Below are 15155 nucleotides of genomic sequence, written 5' to 3' on the forward strand. Positions count from 1 at the left end.
GCGCACCTCGCCGTCACCGCGCACCTCGAAGAGGGCCGAGCGGCACACACCGGGCGCAGGCGCACGGTGGGAACCAGCCCGCGCCGGGCGGGACGACCGCGTCCTCGCCCACCCGCACCTCGGTCAGGGGCCCCCACGTCCGGCCCGAGTCGCGCGACACCCGAACCGTCATCCGGACGCGGTCTTCCGTATCGGCTTCCTGGGGACGTTCGCCGTCCTCCGGGGCTCGCGTCCCGGGGTCGTGTCTCGTGTCCATGAACGGATTCCTCCTGGCTCGCCGCATCGGCTCGGGCAACACCCAGGAAAACGTGTGGAGTCGGATGTCTCCACGGCATCGATGCGGCACTCTTGGTGCATGTCCGTGCACGGATTGCGAACAGGTCGAACCGGGGGAAAGGTCAGTCATGGGGCTGGCGAGGCGACGTAGGGCCCTGGGTTACAGTCAAGAAGAACTGGCCCAGTTACTCGGTGTGGACCGCACAACGGTCGGCCGCTGGGAGACCGGCAGAATCGCTCCGCAACCGGCACAGCGACGCGTCTTGGCAGCCGCTCTCGACATCGGCCTTCACGAACTGGACGTCCTCTTGGACCCGTTGAGCGCAGCCGGCGAAGGGGGCGCGGACCGGCGGACCGGCAGCAGCCCCGGTCCCCTGAGCGCGGGAGACCCCGACGACATGATTCGCCGCGAATTCCTCCGGGTGCTCACCATCAGCGGAGCGCTCGCCGCTCTGCCCGTGGAAGAGGTCGAAGCCCTCACCGATGGCGTACGCCGGTCGAATCCGGCCGACTTCACACGCATGAACGGGCATCTCTGGCAGGTCTACCGACTGGCCCGGTCCAAGGGGTCCGTCTCTCCTGTCGTCCGAGACCAGCTCACGGCCCTCAGTGAGGCGCTGGACGGCCCCGGGAGTGAGGCACGGTCTCTCCTGGGCGCGGCGGCCGATCTCTTCCAACTCGCCGGTGAGGTGGCGTTCGACGCGAACCGGTACGCCGACGCCGCCGCCTCGTACACGCTCGCCGCGTCGGTGAGCAGGGAGGTCGATGCGTACGACCTCTGGGCCTGCGCCCTTGTGCGGCATGCCTATGTGGAGATCTCGGAGCACCGCTACGGGCAGGCGGCGCAGATGCTCGGCGTGGCCGAGAGGTTGGCCGGACGTGGGGACGGGGCGCTGTCGACCCGGCACTGGGTCGCATCGGTGCAGGCCGAGGCGTATGCCGGGCTGGGCGACCTGGGCGCGTGCGAGCGGGCCCTCGACCGTGCCGAGGAGGTCCGGGAGCTCCCTTCGGACGGCGGCAGCAGAGGGTGGCTCCGGTTCGACGGGTCCCGGCTCGTGGAGGAGCGCGGTGCCCGCTATGTGCGCCTCGGGCGACTGAACCTGGCGGAGGCCACATTGAATGAGGCGCTGCATCACATGGACTTGGCGTCGGGGCAGTCGCTACGGCGCAGGGGCGCGGTGCTGACGGACCTCGCGGCTGTCGGCGTGAAACGGCGCGATCCGGAACAGGCTGTCGTCTATGGCAGGGAGGCCGCCGTGCTGGCGCGTGCCTCATCGTCCGGGTACCTCGCCCGTAGACTCCGAAGCCTGTCCGACGAGTTCGGCCCCCTGGCCCGGGATCATCGCGTGGCGGAGCTGGGGGCGGAGATCGCCGCGCTTCAAGGGGCGCCGTGACGAGAGGGGTTGGCATGCCGGGGACCGAAGGTGCGCGACTGTTCCGGGAAGCGTGGATCGCGGGGGTGCTCCGGCACTTCCCCGGTGAGCCGAAGGCCGGATACGTCACGCCGTGGGACGACACCCCGCAGTGGGAGCGCGAGGCGGCCGGGGCCGTTCACGAGCAGGTCCGGCGGTTCGTCGAGATCAGCGGTGGCGGGACCGCGCGGCTGTCCCGTGAGCAGAAGAGCCGCTTCGTCGCCCTCTGCTGGACGGCGCAGATGTTCAAGCACTTCGAGGACCCGAAGCCGGGCTATGTCGCCGACTGGGCGGATCTTCCCTCCTGGCAGCAGGAGACGGACGCGGACATCTTCGAGGCCGTCGAGAAGTCGCTGAGCTGAGCGGTTCCGGAGGACGCGCGGGAAAATTTTGAAACGGGTCAAAACGGACGTTGCTGCGGTTCTCGCAGAGTGGAAGATGGCGTCTCGCGCCTCGCGATGGTGTAGCGAGAAGTGTCGTATGCCTTCGGATCGATGATCGAAGGCGAGGGGGTGTCTTCGCTTCGTATGCCGTCCCGCCGGATTCCGTTCATCCGGATGTGGAAACCGCAGCGCGGCCCCAGGCCGGAGACCCGGTAGGGAGCGTGCCCGGTGGGGGCGGTGGCGAGGCCGGGGTGCGGAGGAAGGGGCTCGGCGGGAACTCGGTCGGGCTGATGGGGAGTGCCGTCATCGGCATCTCGACCGTCGCGCCCGTCTACTGCCTGACCTCGACCCTCGGCTCGACCGCCGGGGAGGTCGGGGTGCAGATGCCCGCCGTCTTCCTGGCCGGGTTCCTGCCGATGCTGCTCGTCGCCTTCGCCTATCGCGAGCTGAACCGCGTGATGCCCGACTGCGGGACCTCCTTCACCTGGACCGTGAAGGCGTTCGGGCCGCGGATCGGCTGGATGTGCGGGTGGGGGCTGGTGATCGCGACGATCATCGTGCTGTCCAACCTCGCGGGCGTGGCGACCTCGTACTTCTGGCTGCTCGCCGGGGAGATCACCGGCAGTCCGTCCGTCGCCGCGCTGGACGGGAACAAGGGCGTCCACATCGTCACCTGTCTGGTGCTGATCGCCGTCGCCACGGCGATCAGCTACCGGGGGATGACCGCCACCAAGGGCGTCCAGTACGCCCTGGTCGGGCTCCAACTGCTGGTCCTGGCCGCCTTCGTGACCATGGCGTTCACCAAGGCGGACGCCTTCGTCGGGTCCCTGGACTTCTCCTGGTCCTGGATGAACCCGTTCGCCGTGCAGTCCTTCGCCGCGTTCACCGCCGGGCTCTCCCTGTCGATCTTCATGTACTGGGGCTGGGACGCCTGTCTGACCGCCAACGAGGAGACCGTCGGCAGCACCCGGACCCCGGGGCGGGCCGCGATGATCGCCATGGTCGTGCTGGTCGGCTCCTACCTCGCGACCGGCGTCGCCGCGCAGATGGCCGTCGGCTCCGGCGAGCAGGGCCTCGGGCTCGCCAACCCCGAGACCTCCGACAACGTCTTCGCCGCGCTGGCCGGCCCGGTGATGGGTCCCGGGCTCGGCGTCCTGCTGTTCGTCGCGGTCCTCGCGTCCGCCGCCGCCAGCCTCCAGACGACGTTCATCCCCGTCGCCCGCACCGTCCTGGCGATGTCGACGTACCAGGCGCTGCCCGCCTCGTACGCCCGCGTCCACCCGCGCTTCCGGACGCCGGGCCGGGCCACCGTGATCGCGGGCCTCGCCACCGGTGCGTTCTACACGGTGATGACGCTGGTCAGCGAGCACGTCCTCGTGGACACGATCTACGCGCTCGGTCTGATGATCTGCTTCTACTACGCGCTCACGGCCTTCGCCTGCGCCTGGTACTTCCGCCGCGAACTCACCCGCTCCGGGCGGGACCTGGTCTTCAAGGGCGTCTTCCCGGTCCTCGGCGGGACCCTGCTCGCCGCGGTCTTCGGCAAGACCCTGTACGACATGTGGGACCCGGCCTACGGCTCGGGCTCCTCGGTCCTGGGCATGGGCTCGGTCTTCGTGATCGGGGTCGGGCTGCTGCTGCTCGGCCTGGTGCTGATGCTGGTGATGGAACGCCGCAGCCCGGCGTTCTTCCGCGGCGAGGTGCTGACGAAGGAGACGCCGGCGCTGGTCGCGGCGGACTGAGCGCGGGGTGTCCCGCGCCGGAGCCGGGGCTACGCTGGGCCGCCGCCCCTCAGCCCTCAGCCCCTCCCCCCGATGGACCGGAGCACCACCATGCCGCACCCGCACCCGCACCCCGAGCCCGCGCGCCTCGCCGTGCGTCCCGCCGTCGACGAGGACCTGCCGGCCCTCCAGGCGCTGGCCCGCCGCACGATCGACGCGAGCTACCGTTCGTTCCTGGGGGACGAGAGCGTCGACTGGTTCATCGGCTCCGGCGCCTCGGACGAGCACATCGCGACCCATCTGCGGCAGGGGCAGGTCCACTGCATGCAGGCGGACGGGGAGATCGTGGGGCTGACCATCCTGGACGGCCCGACCCTCGATCTGATGATGGTCGACGCGGGCCGCCACCGTCAGGGCCTGGGCCGGTTCCTGCTCGGGCGCGCCGAGGAACTCCTCTTCGCCCGCCACGAGGACATCCGCCTGGAGACCTTCGCGGGCAACACCAGGGCCATCGCCTTCTACGAGGCGTGCGGCTGGCGCGAGTCCGGACCGCTGGAATCCGGGGACGGGATGCCGGCGCGGGCCGAGTTCGTCAAACGGCGGCCGGCGCGGTAGACGGCGCCCGACGCGCTGAACGGCCTCCGACGCGGTAAACGGCGGCGGCCGGCGCACTCCGGGTAGCGCACACCCCGCCCGTCCCGTGCCTCCGCGCCCCCGTTCTCGCCTACCGTGTCCCCATGCGGATCGCGACCACGGTCTTCCTCACCGACGAGACGATCACCCCCGTGCGCCTGGCCCGCGAGCTCGAACAGCGGGGGTTCGCCGGGCTCTACCTCCCCGAGCACACCCATATCCCCGCCTCGCGGATCACCCCGTACGCCGCGGGCGGTGAGCTGCCCCGCGAATACGCGCGCACCCTCGACCCGTTCGTGGCCCTCGCGCAGGCGGCGGCCGTCACCACCTCCCTGGCCCTGGCCACCGGCATCACCCTCGTCGCCCAGCACGACCCGATCGTGCTCGCCAAGCAGATCGCCACTCTCGACCATGTCTCCGGCGGCCGTTTCACCCTCGGGGTCGGCTTCGGCTGGAACGTGGAGGAGGCGGCGGACCACGGCGTCATCTGGTCCGCGCGGCGCGAGCTGGTCCGGGAGCGGATGCGTCTGATGCGGGCCCTGTGGGCGGCCGAACCGACCGCGTACGAGGGCGCCCTCGCCTCCGTCAGCGCCTCGCACGCCCACCCCAAGCCGGCCGGCGGGGCGCCGCGGGTGCTGGTCGGCGGGGGCGCGGGGCCGGGGCTGTTCGCGGGGATCGCGGAGTACGCGGACGGCTGGCTGCCCATCGGCGGGCGCGGCCTGCAGGAGCCCGTCCCCGAGCTGCGCGCGGTGTGGGAGGCGGCCGGGCGCGACCCGGACGCGCTGCACATCGTCCCGTACGCGGTCCGCCCCACCCCGGGCAAGCTCGCCCACTACGCGGAGCAGGGCATCGAGGAGGTCGTCCTCCAACTCCCGCCGGGCACCGAACTGGAGGTCCTGCGGGCCCTCGACGACTACGCGCAGTATCTGTAGCGAGCGGGGCGACCGGGGAGGGGGCGCGGCGACGGGATCAGGCCAGATTGCGCCCCCGCCCGCCCTCGCCCGCGCCGGGCCCGGAAGCGCCCGGGGCCGCCGCCCCGCCCGCCCCTCCGACCACCCCCGCCGGATTCCCGGTGGCCGGGCGATGAGCAGGGCGTGACCTGCGTCCTGCCGGGATGGCGGGCCGCGCTCGTATGCTCGGGGCATGAGCGATCACCAGGGGGAACACCCGACCGCGCGGCCCACCGGGAACGCGATGCGCCGCGCGCTGAGGCGGGCCCGGGACGGGGTCGCGCTCGACGTCGGCGAGGCCGCCGTGCTCCTCCAGGCCCGGGGAGCCGACCTGGACGCACTCACGGAGTCGGCGGGCCGGGTGCGGGACGCCGGGCTGGAGGCCGCGGGCCGGCCCGGGGTGATCACGTACTCCAAGAGCGTCTTCATCCCGCTCACCCGGCTCTGCCGGGACAAGTGCCACTACTGCACCTTCGTCACCGTGCCCGGCAAGCTCCGCCGCAGCGGCCACGGGGTCTACATGTCGCCGGACGAGGTGCTGGAGGTCGCCCGGCGCGGCGCCGAACTCGGCTGCAAGGAAGCCCTGATCACCCTCGGCGACAAGCCCGAGGACCGCTGGCCCGAGGCCCGCGAGTGGCTGGACGCGCACGGCTACGACGACACCCTCGCCTACGTCCGGGCCATGTCCGTCCGCATCCTGGAGGAGACCGGGCTGCTGCCCCACCTCAACCCGGGCGTCATGTCCTGGACGGACTTCCAGCGGCTCAAGCCCGTCGCCCCCTCGATGGGCATGATGCTGGAGACCACCGCCACCCGTCTGTGGTCCGAGCCCGGCGGCCCCCACTACGGCTCCCCGGACAAGGAGCCCGCCGTGCGGCTGCGCGTCCTGGAGGACGCCGGACGCTCCTCCGTCCCGTTCACCAGCGGGCTCCTCATCGGCATCGGCGAGACGTACGAGGAGCGCGCCGAGTCCCTGTTCGCGCTGCGCCGGATCGCCCGCGCCTACCACGGCATCCAGGAGCTGATCCTGCAGAACTTCCGCGCCAAGCCGGACACGGCGATGCGCGGCATGCCCGACGCCGAACTCGACGAACTCGTCGCCGCGGTCGCCGTCGCCCGGCACATCATGGGCCCCTCCGCCTGCCTCCAGGCCCCGCCCAACCTGGTCGACGGCGAGTACGCGCGCCTGCTGCGCGCCGGGATCGACGACTGGGGCGGTGTCTCGCCCGTCACCATCGACCACGTCAACCCCGAACGCCCCTGGCCCCGGATCGACGAACTCGCCGAGCAGTCCGCCGCCGAGGGCTTCGAACTGCGCGAACGGCTCTGTGTCTACCCGGAGTTCGTGCGCCGCGGCGAGCCCTGGCTCGACCCCCGGCTGCGCCCGCACGTCGACGCGCTCGCCGACCCCGCCACCGGCCTCGCCCGCCCCGGTGCCCTGCCCGCCGGACTGCCCTGGCAGGAACCGGACGAGGGCTTCACCGCCACCGGCCGCACCGACCTGCACCGCACCATCGACACCGAAGGCCGCACCGGCGACCGCCGCGAGGACTTCGACCACGTCTACGGCGACTGGGACGCCCTGCGCGAGGCCGCCGCCCCCGGCATGGTCCCGCAGCGCATCGACACCGACGTCCGCCACGCCCTCGGCGTCGCGGCCGACGACCCGACCCGGCTCACCGACGACGAGGCCCTGGCCCTGCTGCACGCCGACGGCCCCGCCCTCGACGCGCTCACCCGGATCGCCGACGAACTGCGCCGGGACGTCGTCGGCGAGAACGTCACCTACATCGTCACCCGCAACATCAACTTCACCAACGTCTGCTACACCGGCTGCCGTTTCTGCGCCTTCGCCCAGCGGCGCACCGACGCCGACGCCTACACCCTCTCCCTCGGCCAGGTCGCCGACCGGGCCGCCCAGGCGTGGGACATCGGCGCCGTCGAGGTCTGCATGCAGGGCGGCATCCACCCCGACCTGCCCGGCACCGCGTACTTCGACATCGCGCGGGCCGTGAAGGAACGCGTCCCCGGCATGCATGTGCACGCCTTCTCGCCCATGGAGGTCGTCAACGGCGCCAGCCGCACCGGCCTGTCCATCCGGGAGTGGCTGACCGCCGCCAAGGAGGCCGGACTCGACTCCATCCCCGGCACCGCGGCGGAGATCCTGGACGACGAGGTCCGCTGGGTCCTCACCAAGGGCAAACTGCCCACCGCCACCTGGATCGAGGTCGTCACCACCGCCCACGAACTGGGTATCCGCTCCAGCTCCACCATGATGTACGGGCACGTCGACCAGCCCCGGCACTGGCTCGGCCACTTCCGCACCCTGGCCCGCATCCAGCAGGAGACCGGCGGCTTCACCGAGTTCGTCACCCTGCCGTTCATCCACACCAACGCGCCCGTCTACCTCGCGGGCATCGCCCGGCCCGGCCCGACCACCCGCGACAACCGGGCCGTCACCGCGATGGCCCGGCTGCTGCTCCACCCGCACATCCCCAACATCCAGACCAGCTGGGTGAAGCTCGGCGCCGAGGGCGCGGCCGAGATGCTGCGCTCCGGCGCCAACGACCTCGGCGGCACCCTGATGGAGGAGACCATCTCCCGGATGGCCGGGTCGAGTTACGGCTCCTACCGCTCGGTGCGCGACCTCACCGCCATCGCCGAGGCCGCCGGCCGCCCCGCGAAGCCGCGCACCACCCTCTACGGCGAGGTCCCCGAGGAACGGCGGCGCGCCGCCGCCGCGTCCGACGGACACCTCCCGGAGCTGCTGCCCCTGCTGCCAGACTGATCGTCAGATCGTCAGGCCGTCGGAAAACGTACGGGGGAGGGCGGATGGGGTCCGGGTCCAGGAAATCGCTGCGCCAGGTGCTGGAGGAGCGGCGCGGCGCGCAGTTCATCGGCCGCACCGCCGAACTGGACCTGTACCGGGAGAACATCCGGCTGCCCGTCGAGCACCCGGACCGGCGCTTCGTCTTCCATGTGCACGGCAGCTCCGGCGTCGGCAAGACCTCCCTGGTGCACCGGCTGAAGGCGGCCGCCGCCGAGGCCGGTGCCCTCACCGCGTACGTGGACGACTCCGTGAACAGCGTCCCCGAGGCGATGGCGGCGATCAGCGCGGAGGCGGCCCGGCAGGGGTACCGCCTCAAGGAGTTCGACAAACTGATGGCGACGTACCGGCAGCGCCGTCACGAGGCGTCCTCCCTGGTGGAGGACCCCGACCGGGCTTTTCCGTCCGCCGGCCCCGGGGCGGGCCCCGATCGCGGCGCGCCGGGGGCCTCGCCCGGGCAGCTCGCCGCCGCCCGCGCCGGACTCGCCGCCGTCGCCCTGCTGCCCGGAGCCTCCGCCGTCACCGGCTTCGTGGACCCGGCGCAGCTCGCCGAGGGCACCGAGCGGCTGCGCGCCCGGCTCGCCGCCCGCTTCCGCCAGGACGACGTCCACCTCGTCATGGACCCGCTGCCCCGGCTCTCCCCGGTCTTCCTCGCCGAACTGGAGGAGGCCGCGGCCGACCTCGGCCCCCGGGCCCACCTCGCCCTCTTCTTCGACACCTACGAGCGGACCGGTGCCCTCCTGGACCCCTGGCTCGCCGCCCTGTTCGCCGTCGGCCGCTACGGCGAGGCGCCCGCCGGGCTGGTCGTCACCACCGCGGGCCAGCGGCCCCTGGACCGGGTCCGCTGGGCCGACGGCATCGATCTGGTCGCCGAACTGCCGCTGGCGCCCTTCACCGACGACGAGGCCCGGCGGCTGCTCACCGCCCGCGGCGTGGTGGACGAGGGCGTGGTCCGCGAGGTGCTGCGCCTCTCCGGCCGGCTGCCCGTCCTGCTCACCACCCTCGCCGCCGACCGGGCCACCGCGGCCGGGGTGGTCGGCGACCCCAGCGCGAACGCGGTGGAACGCTTCCTCAACGGGGAGCGGGACCCCGCCCACCGGGCCGCCGCCCTCGACGGGGCCCTGCCGCGCCGGCTCAACGAGGACGTTTTTGGCGCGGCCGTGGAGAGCGACGCCGAGGCCCTGTTCGCCTGGCTGCGCACCATGCCCTTCGTGGAGGAGCGCGCCGGGCTCACCGTCTACCACGACGTGGTCCGCGCCCCGATGCTGCGGCTGCGCCGGGCCGGCGCCCCGCAGCGCTGGATCGCCCGCCATGAGCGCCTGGCCGACGCCTTCGCCGGCTGGGCGGCCGGCGCCGCCCGGGGCGTGGACCCGGCCCGGCTGTGGTCCGCCGCGAACTGGCGCGAACTGCGGCTGGAGGAGGGCTACCACCGGCTCTGCGCCCACCCGCGCGCCGCGCTGCCCGCCGCCCTGCGGGACGGGGTGGACGCCTGCCGGGAGGGCACCGCGGCGGCCCGTGCCTGGGCGCGGATGCTGGCCCAGGCCGGGGAGGACACCGACAGCGGCCCGCTGCGCGACTGGGGCCGCGACTGCCTCGCCGCCCTCGGGGACGAGTCCCGGCTCGGGATCGACCTGCTGGACCTGCTGATCCGGCGGGCGGGCCTGGACCCGGCGGGCCGGGCGGACGCCCTGGTGGTCCGGGCCCGCGACCTGCACAACGCGGGCGAGTTCGACGCCTCCCTCGCCGACTCCCGGCGCGCCCTCGGCCTCCTCCCCGACCACCCGCCCGCCCTGCACGGCCGCGGCCGCACCCTGCGCCGGGTCGGCCGCCTCCCGGAGGCCCTCGCCGATCTCGACCGGGCGGTGGCGCTGGACCCCGGCTTCGCCTGGACGCTCGCCGAGCGCGGGGAGGTGCACCGGCTCGCCGGACGGTACGAACAGGCCCTCGCCGACCTGGACCGGGCGATCGGGGCCGGGCTCGACCACCACTGGCCGTTCGCCGGGCGGGGCCACACACTGCTGCGCCTGGGCCGCCACGAGGAGGCCCTCGCCGACCTGGACCGCGCGATCGAGCTGAATCCGGGCTATGTGTGGGCGCTGCTGCGGCGGGCCCGCGCGCACGGTCAGCGGGGCGATGCCGAGAGCGCGCTCGCCGATCTGGCCCGGGCGGGCGAGCTGGCACCCGGCAACCCCTGGATCGCGGGGGAGCGCGGCGATGTGCACCGCTTCGCCGGGCGGTTCGAGGAGGCCGTGGAGCAGTACACCCGGGCGCTGGAGCTGGATCCGGGCTACGCCTGGGCGCTCGGCAGCCGGGCCATGGCGCTGGACGCCGCGGGCCGCCACGAGGAGGCCCTCGCCGACCTGGACCGGGCCGTCGTCCTTGAGCCGGACTACTCCTGGGCGCTGCTCCGCCGGGCCGAGATCCGGGAACGCCACGGCGACGCGGCGGGCGCCCGCGCCGACCGGGACCGGGCGGAGTCCACCGCGGGCGGCCGGCAGGCGGGGGAACTGACCGAGAGCGCCGTGGCGCACGCGCTGGCGGGCCGCCACGAGGAGGCCCTGGCCGACCTCGACCGGGCCCTGCGGCTCGCTCCGGGCCACCGCCCCGCCCTCTGGTCCCGGGCGGGCGCCAACTTCGCCCTGGGGCGCACCCAGCAGGCCCTGGCCGACCTGTCGGCCCTGGCCCGCCCCCCGGGCACCCCGGGCCGCCCGAGCCCGGCCCACGGCACCCCGGTCGGCCCCGGCACCCCCGAGGACGTCCACCGGCGGTACGGGGGCGGCCTGGGCGGCTCCTCCGGCTACTGACGCGGCGTGCCGGGCCCGGCGGCCGGGAACTCGGCCGGGGTCATCTGGCCAGGGCGAGGGCCCGGGCCGGGCGAGGTCCTGCGGGGAGCCGCCCCGACCCGCCCGGCAGGCCACCGGCAGGCGGGGGCCTGCGGTGGCCTTCGGCAGACACGTGGGCCTGCCCCGCCGGTGCGGCCGGGTTCCGGTGGCTGAGCGTCCCCGGGGCCGTCGGGCCGGGAGCGCCCGGTGCGGGGGCTGCCGCCCGCCCGGGCCCGGCTCGCGCAGGCGTTCCGGCCGGTGGGCTCCCGGCGCGCCGGGCGGGGCGGGGTCGTTCGATTACAGTGCTGGGCCGGGCAGTGTGTGCGTGCTGCGCCGGGGCAGTGTTCGTTCGACGTCGGGGAGGGACACGGTGGGCGCAGCCGCGACCGTGTGGGGCCGGGCCGAGCAGCAGGACTTCCGTGCCCGGGTACGCGGCGCCCTCCTCGGCGGTGCGATCGGCGACGCCCTCGGGGCCGGCGCCGAGGGCCGGACCCTGGAGGAACTGCGGGAGGCGCACGGCCCCGAGGGACTGGTCGACCTGGTTCCCGTCGCCGGCCGCCGGGGCACCGTCACCGCCGCCACCCAGATGACCCTGTTCACCGTCGACGGGCTGATCCGCGCCCAGGTCCGCCGGGACACGGGCGCCTGGCACCCGCCGACCGATCTGCACCGCGCGTATCTGCGCTGGGCCGCCACCCAGCGGTACTGGGGGCCGGACGAGCGCCGCAAGGACATCGGCTGGCTCGCCCGCGAGGAGTGGCTGTACAGCCGCCGCTCCCCCTCCCGGGAGTGCCTGACCGGGCTGGCCGACGAGGTGATGGGCACGGTCCAGACCCCGAAGAACCCGACCGCCCGGGACGCGGGCGCGGTGGTCCGCTCCGCGCCCTTCGGGCTGCTGGTCGGCTGGGAGCCGGAACTCGTCTGCCAGCTCGCCGTCGAGTGCGCCGCGCAGACCCACGGGCACCCGACGGCGTATCTGTCGGCGGGCGCGTTCGCCGTGATCGTGCACGGCCTGGCCCGGGGCGGGACGCTGGACGGCGCCGTGCAGCGGGCCCTGGCCCAGCTCGCGGCCCGGCCCGGCCACCAGCCGGTGACGGACGCGCTCAAGGAGGCCCTGGGCGCGGTCCGCCAGGGCATCCCGGCCGCCGGGCGGGTCACCGCGCTCGCCGGGAGCGGCTTCGCCGAGGAGGTCCTCGGCGCGGCCGTGTACTGCGCCCTGGTGGGGGAGGACGTCCGGCACGGGCTGCGGCTCGCGGTCAACCACGACGGGGCCTCGGACGCGACGGGCGCGGTCTGCGGGGGGCTGCTCGGCGCGCTGCACGGGGAGACGGCGCTGCCGCCCGCGTGGCTGAGCGAGCTGGAGGGCCGGGGGACACTGCTGGAGATCGCGGACGACTTCGCGATGGAGATGACCCAGGGCCCGGCCCTGCACAGCCCGACCGCCTCCGCGCCGGGGTGGCTGGCGCGCTACCCGCGGGGGCTCACCGAACTGGGGTCCTGATGAACCGGACCGGGCCGGGGTCCTGACGAACCGGACCGGGCAGTGCGGGAGACCGTGACGCCCACGGCGTCCCGGGCCGGGTACGACGAAGGGCCGCACGGACGGGGTGTCCGTGCGGCCCCGGTGGTGGCCGGTTCGGGCCCGCTCGGCCGGGACGGCGATCCAGTCGAGTGGGCTCCGCGGCGGGCGTTCCCGCGCTCCGGGCCTGTGGCCGGATTTCGCTGCGCGGGCTCAGGCGAGGTCGGCCGGAGCGTGGGCCACGTCGGCCACGAACGCGTTCCACGAGTCGGGGCGGAAGGTGAGGACCGGGCCGGCGACGACCTTGGAGTCACGCACCGAGATCGCCTGTACGGCAGGGGACTTGACTTCGACGCAGGCGCCGTTGCCCGTGGAGTAGGAGGACTTGGTCCAGGTCTCCGTGGCGCCCTGGGTGATTGCCATGATTGCTCCGCTTCGGCAAGTGGGGGTGATGTGCGCCAACGTTCTTGCTGGCGTGATCGACGCTACTCGCCGGGCCCCGGGCGTGAGGGAAGCATTCACTCGACCGGATGATGTGCACCGGCAGAACCTTCCGTCACGCCCGACGTATGGTGTATTTTCCCGCCCGCTCCGTACCGCTCCCCCTCCCGCGCTACTCCGCGAACTCGTCGGGCGACTCCTGGGCGTACTGCTTCGCGATCTTCGCGATGAACTGCCGGGTCTGGTCCACGTTCAGCGCCTGGGCGCGCAGGTGCTCGTACATCACGCTGTACTTCTGCACGTCGTTCGCCTTCTCCAGGTACAGGTCGCTGGTCACGCCCTCGATGTAGACCACGCTGGAGTCCGAGGCGTCCGGGAACTCCAGGATGGCGTACTGGCCGTTGATGCCCGGGTGCGCGCCCATCTCGAAGGGGAGCACCTGCACGGTGACATGCGGCTGGTGCGACAGCCCCACCAGGTGCTCCAACTGCTCCCGCATCAGATGCCGGTCGCCCACCCGCCGCCGCAGCGCCGCCTCGTCCACGACCGCCCACAGGCGCAGCGGATGCTCGGCGTCCTTGACCCGCTCCTGGCGGCGCAGCCGTACGCTGACCCGCTTCTCCACGTCCGCCTGGCCGCTCTCCGGCAGCGCGCCCGCGATCAGCGCCTCCGCGTACGAACGGGTCTGCAGCAGGCCCGGCACGACCTGCGGTTCGTAGACGCGCAGACTGGCCGCGTCCGTCTCCAGGCCGATGTAGACGCTGTACGGGATGTCGCCGAAGGCGTGCCACCAGCCCTGCTGGCGCGAGTCCTTGGCCATCTGCATCAGGGAGTCGACGATCCGGTGGTCCTCGACCTCGTACACTCCGCACAGATCGCGGACGTCGCGCTGGCTGATGGAGCGGCGGCCGTTCTCCAGGCGGCTGATCTTGGACTGGGAGACGAGCAGGCGCTCCGCGACCTCCTCCGCGGTCATGCCCTTCATCTCCCGGAGCCGGCGCAGCTCCTGGCCCAATCGGCGTCTCCTGACGGTGGGGTTGACGTTGGACGCCACGGAAACTGCACCTCCGGCTGCGTTGTTCTGCCTCGTTCAGCGTTGCGCTGCGTGTCTATTGCTCAGCAGATTGCCACCAATGGTCGTATCCGCGTGGGGAAATGGCCACACACGCGAACGCGCGGGACAGCGTCAGACGCTGTCCCGCGCGTTCCTGCGGCTCCCGAACCGGGTCTGGGGACGTCGGTGCGGCGGTGGTGGTGCGGTCCTCGTGGTGCGTGCTCGTGCTCGTATGCGTGTGTCGCTCGGTGCTCGGTGCGCGCTGCTCAGTGCTCGCCGCTCAGTGCGCGGCGACGCGTGCCATGCCCGTGCGGCGCGGCTGCATCGGCACGGGGCCCGGCCGGCTCGCGCCGCCGCCCGCCGCCGGTGCGTTGCGCCGCGGCTGGGCCGCGACGCCGTTCTGGACGTCCATCACGGCGTGCGCCACGAGGCCGCCCATGGGGTCGTGCCGGATGAGGTCCCGCAGACGGGACCGCGAGGAACGGCCTTCGTTGCCCGGGTACAGGTGCTTGCCGAGACCGACCGCGTGGGCCAGGGCGGCGAGCGCCGCGGTCCGCGGGTCCGGCGGTACACCGGTGCGGATCGCACTGTCGAGCCGGGCCCTGATGTCCCGGCTGATGGCCGTGTCCGTCGCCTGGTAGCGAGTCGTCGGCAGCACCCCGCACATCTGGCCCTCGACGGCATGGACCATGCCGCACCGTTCCAGATGCGAGAGATAGATCTGGCGCAGCCCCAGCCGGGGCCCGCCGATCCAGTGGACCGCGCGGACCGGGCTGCCGCGTCTGCGCAGCAGCTCCAGCGCGGAGTCCAGAGTCGGATCTCCGGTCGGCCGTGGCATCACCACGGCGATACGATCCCCGTCAGGGGCTATCCGTCCTGCCAGGGCCAGCTCCACTAGCTGAGCTCCTGCCAGACCGAGGTCGAGCGACTGCGGCTGCGCTGTGGTACCCGTGGTCGGGTCCAGAGCGAGCAGCAGAAGCTCTTCCGGAAGTGTTCTGCGGCTCCTGCCCATCCATGCCTCCCCGCGTGGATGAATGACAGGGTGACCCCTCTCACATTGGTCTGTCGAGGGGGCCCGGGTGCTTTGTTAGGGAACCGATAGGTATGTCGTTCTCGT

General features: G+C 73.4%; 11 protein-coding genes. 8 read left to right on the plus strand and 3 right to left on the minus strand.

Annotated features, from left to right (window positions below; genetic code table 11):
• Positions 1 to 404 precede the first annotated feature (404 nt).
• The 8 genes from ABZ457_RS03105 to ABZ457_RS03140 all read left to right on the plus strand — a co-directional run bounded on the left by ABZ457_RS03105 (position 405) and on the right by ABZ457_RS03140 (position 12525).
• On the plus strand, positions 405 to 1670 hold the full coding sequence (locus ABZ457_RS03105; protein ID WP_359153253.1) for a helix-turn-helix transcriptional regulator: 1266 nt from the start codon (positions 405 to 407) through the stop codon (positions 1668 to 1670).
• Positions 1671 to 1684: 14 nt separating this feature from the next.
• Positions 1685 to 2050 (plus strand): hypothetical protein, encoded by a 366-nt coding sequence (locus ABZ457_RS03110; protein WP_359153255.1) that lies wholly within the window; start codon positions 1685 to 1687, stop codon positions 2048 to 2050.
• A 311-nt stretch (positions 2051 to 2361) separates the two neighbouring features.
• The gene (locus ABZ457_RS03115; RefSeq protein WP_359153257.1) at positions 2362 to 3813 is read left to right on the plus strand and encodes an APC family permease; all 1452 of its coding nucleotides are present in this window, start codon (positions 2362 to 2364) and stop codon (positions 3811 to 3813) included.
• A 72-nt stretch (positions 3814 to 3885) separates the two neighbouring features.
• The gene (locus tag ABZ457_RS03120) at positions 3886 to 4407 is read left to right on the plus strand and encodes a GNAT family N-acetyltransferase (protein ID WP_359153258.1); all 522 of its coding nucleotides are present in this window, start codon (positions 3886 to 3888) and stop codon (positions 4405 to 4407) included.
• A gap of 122 nt (positions 4408 to 4529) precedes the next feature.
• The gene (locus tag ABZ457_RS03125) at positions 4530 to 5357 is read left to right on the plus strand and encodes a TIGR03619 family F420-dependent LLM class oxidoreductase (protein ID WP_359153260.1); all 828 of its coding nucleotides are present in this window, start codon (positions 4530 to 4532) and stop codon (positions 5355 to 5357) included.
• A 211-nt stretch (positions 5358 to 5568) separates the two neighbouring features.
• Entirely contained in the window at positions 5569 to 8163 is a 2595-nt protein-coding gene (locus ABZ457_RS03130; RefSeq protein WP_359153262.1) for a bifunctional FO biosynthesis protein CofGH, read from the plus strand.
• A gap of 44 nt (positions 8164 to 8207) precedes the next feature.
• Positions 8208 to 11006 carry a tetratricopeptide repeat protein gene (locus tag ABZ457_RS03135; protein WP_359153264.1) on the plus strand — a complete coding sequence of 933 codons (2799 nt, stop codon included), beginning with the start codon at positions 8208 to 8210 and terminating at the stop codon, positions 11004 to 11006.
• 388 nt (positions 11007 to 11394) lie between these two features.
• Entirely contained in the window at positions 11395 to 12525 is a 1131-nt protein-coding gene (locus ABZ457_RS03140) for an ADP-ribosylglycohydrolase family protein (RefSeq protein ID WP_359153266.1), read from the plus strand.
• Between the two features lie 231 nt (positions 12526 to 12756).
• On the opposite strand, the gene ABZ457_RS03145 is transcribed toward ABZ457_RS03140, so the two are convergent.
• The 3 genes from ABZ457_RS03145 to ABZ457_RS03155 form a co-directional block, all read right to left on the minus strand.
• Positions 12757 to 12966 carry a DUF397 domain-containing protein gene (locus ABZ457_RS03145; protein ID WP_359153268.1) on the minus strand — a complete coding sequence of 70 codons (210 nt, stop codon included), beginning with the start codon at positions 12964 to 12966 and terminating at the stop codon, positions 12757 to 12759.
• A gap of 190 nt (positions 12967 to 13156) precedes the next feature.
• Entirely contained in the window at positions 13157 to 14038 is an 882-nt protein-coding gene (locus tag ABZ457_RS03150; RefSeq protein ID WP_359153270.1) for a helix-turn-helix transcriptional regulator, read from the minus strand.
• A gap of 280 nt (positions 14039 to 14318) precedes the next feature.
• Entirely contained in the window at positions 14319 to 15050 is a 732-nt protein-coding gene (locus ABZ457_RS03155) for a GPP34 family phosphoprotein (RefSeq protein WP_359153272.1), read from the minus strand.
• Positions 15051 to 15155 lie beyond the last annotated feature (105 nt).

It is taken from the genome of Streptomyces sp. NPDC005805 (assembly GCF_040630445.1).
GTDB lineage: Bacteria > Actinomycetota > Actinomycetes > Streptomycetales > Streptomycetaceae > Streptomyces.

What these genes read in the sequence shown, in the direction of transcription:
- ABZ457_RS03105 (WP_359153253.1), top strand. Translation starts at nt 405, where the DNA reads ATGGGGCTGGCGAGGCGACGTAGGGCCCTGGGTTACAGTCAAGAAGAA.
- ABZ457_RS03110 (WP_359153255.1), top strand. Translation starts at nt 1,685, where the DNA reads ATGCCGGGGACCGAAGGTGCGCGACTGTTCCGGGAAGCGTGGATCGCG.
- ABZ457_RS03115 (WP_359153257.1), top strand. Translation starts at nt 2,362, where the DNA reads ATGGGGAGTGCCGTCATCGGCATCTCGACCGTCGCGCCCGTCTACTGC.
- ABZ457_RS03120 (WP_359153258.1), top strand. Translation starts at nt 3,886, where the DNA reads ATGGACCGGAGCACCACCATGCCGCACCCGCACCCGCACCCCGAGCCC.
- ABZ457_RS03125 (WP_359153260.1), top strand. Translation starts at nt 4,530, where the DNA reads ATGCGGATCGCGACCACGGTCTTCCTCACCGACGAGACGATCACCCCC.
- ABZ457_RS03130 (WP_359153262.1), top strand. Translation starts at nt 5,569, where the DNA reads ATGAGCGATCACCAGGGGGAACACCCGACCGCGCGGCCCACCGGGAAC.
- ABZ457_RS03135 (WP_359153264.1), top strand. Translation starts at nt 8,208, where the DNA reads ATGGGGTCCGGGTCCAGGAAATCGCTGCGCCAGGTGCTGGAGGAGCGG.
- ABZ457_RS03145 (WP_359153268.1), bottom strand. Translation starts at nt 12,966, where the DNA reads ATGGCAATCACCCAGGGCGCCACGGAGACCTGGACCAAGTCCTCCTAC.
- ABZ457_RS03155 (WP_359153272.1), bottom strand. Translation starts at nt 15,050, where the DNA reads ATGGGCAGGAGCCGCAGAACACTTCCGGAAGAGCTTCTGCTGCTCGCT.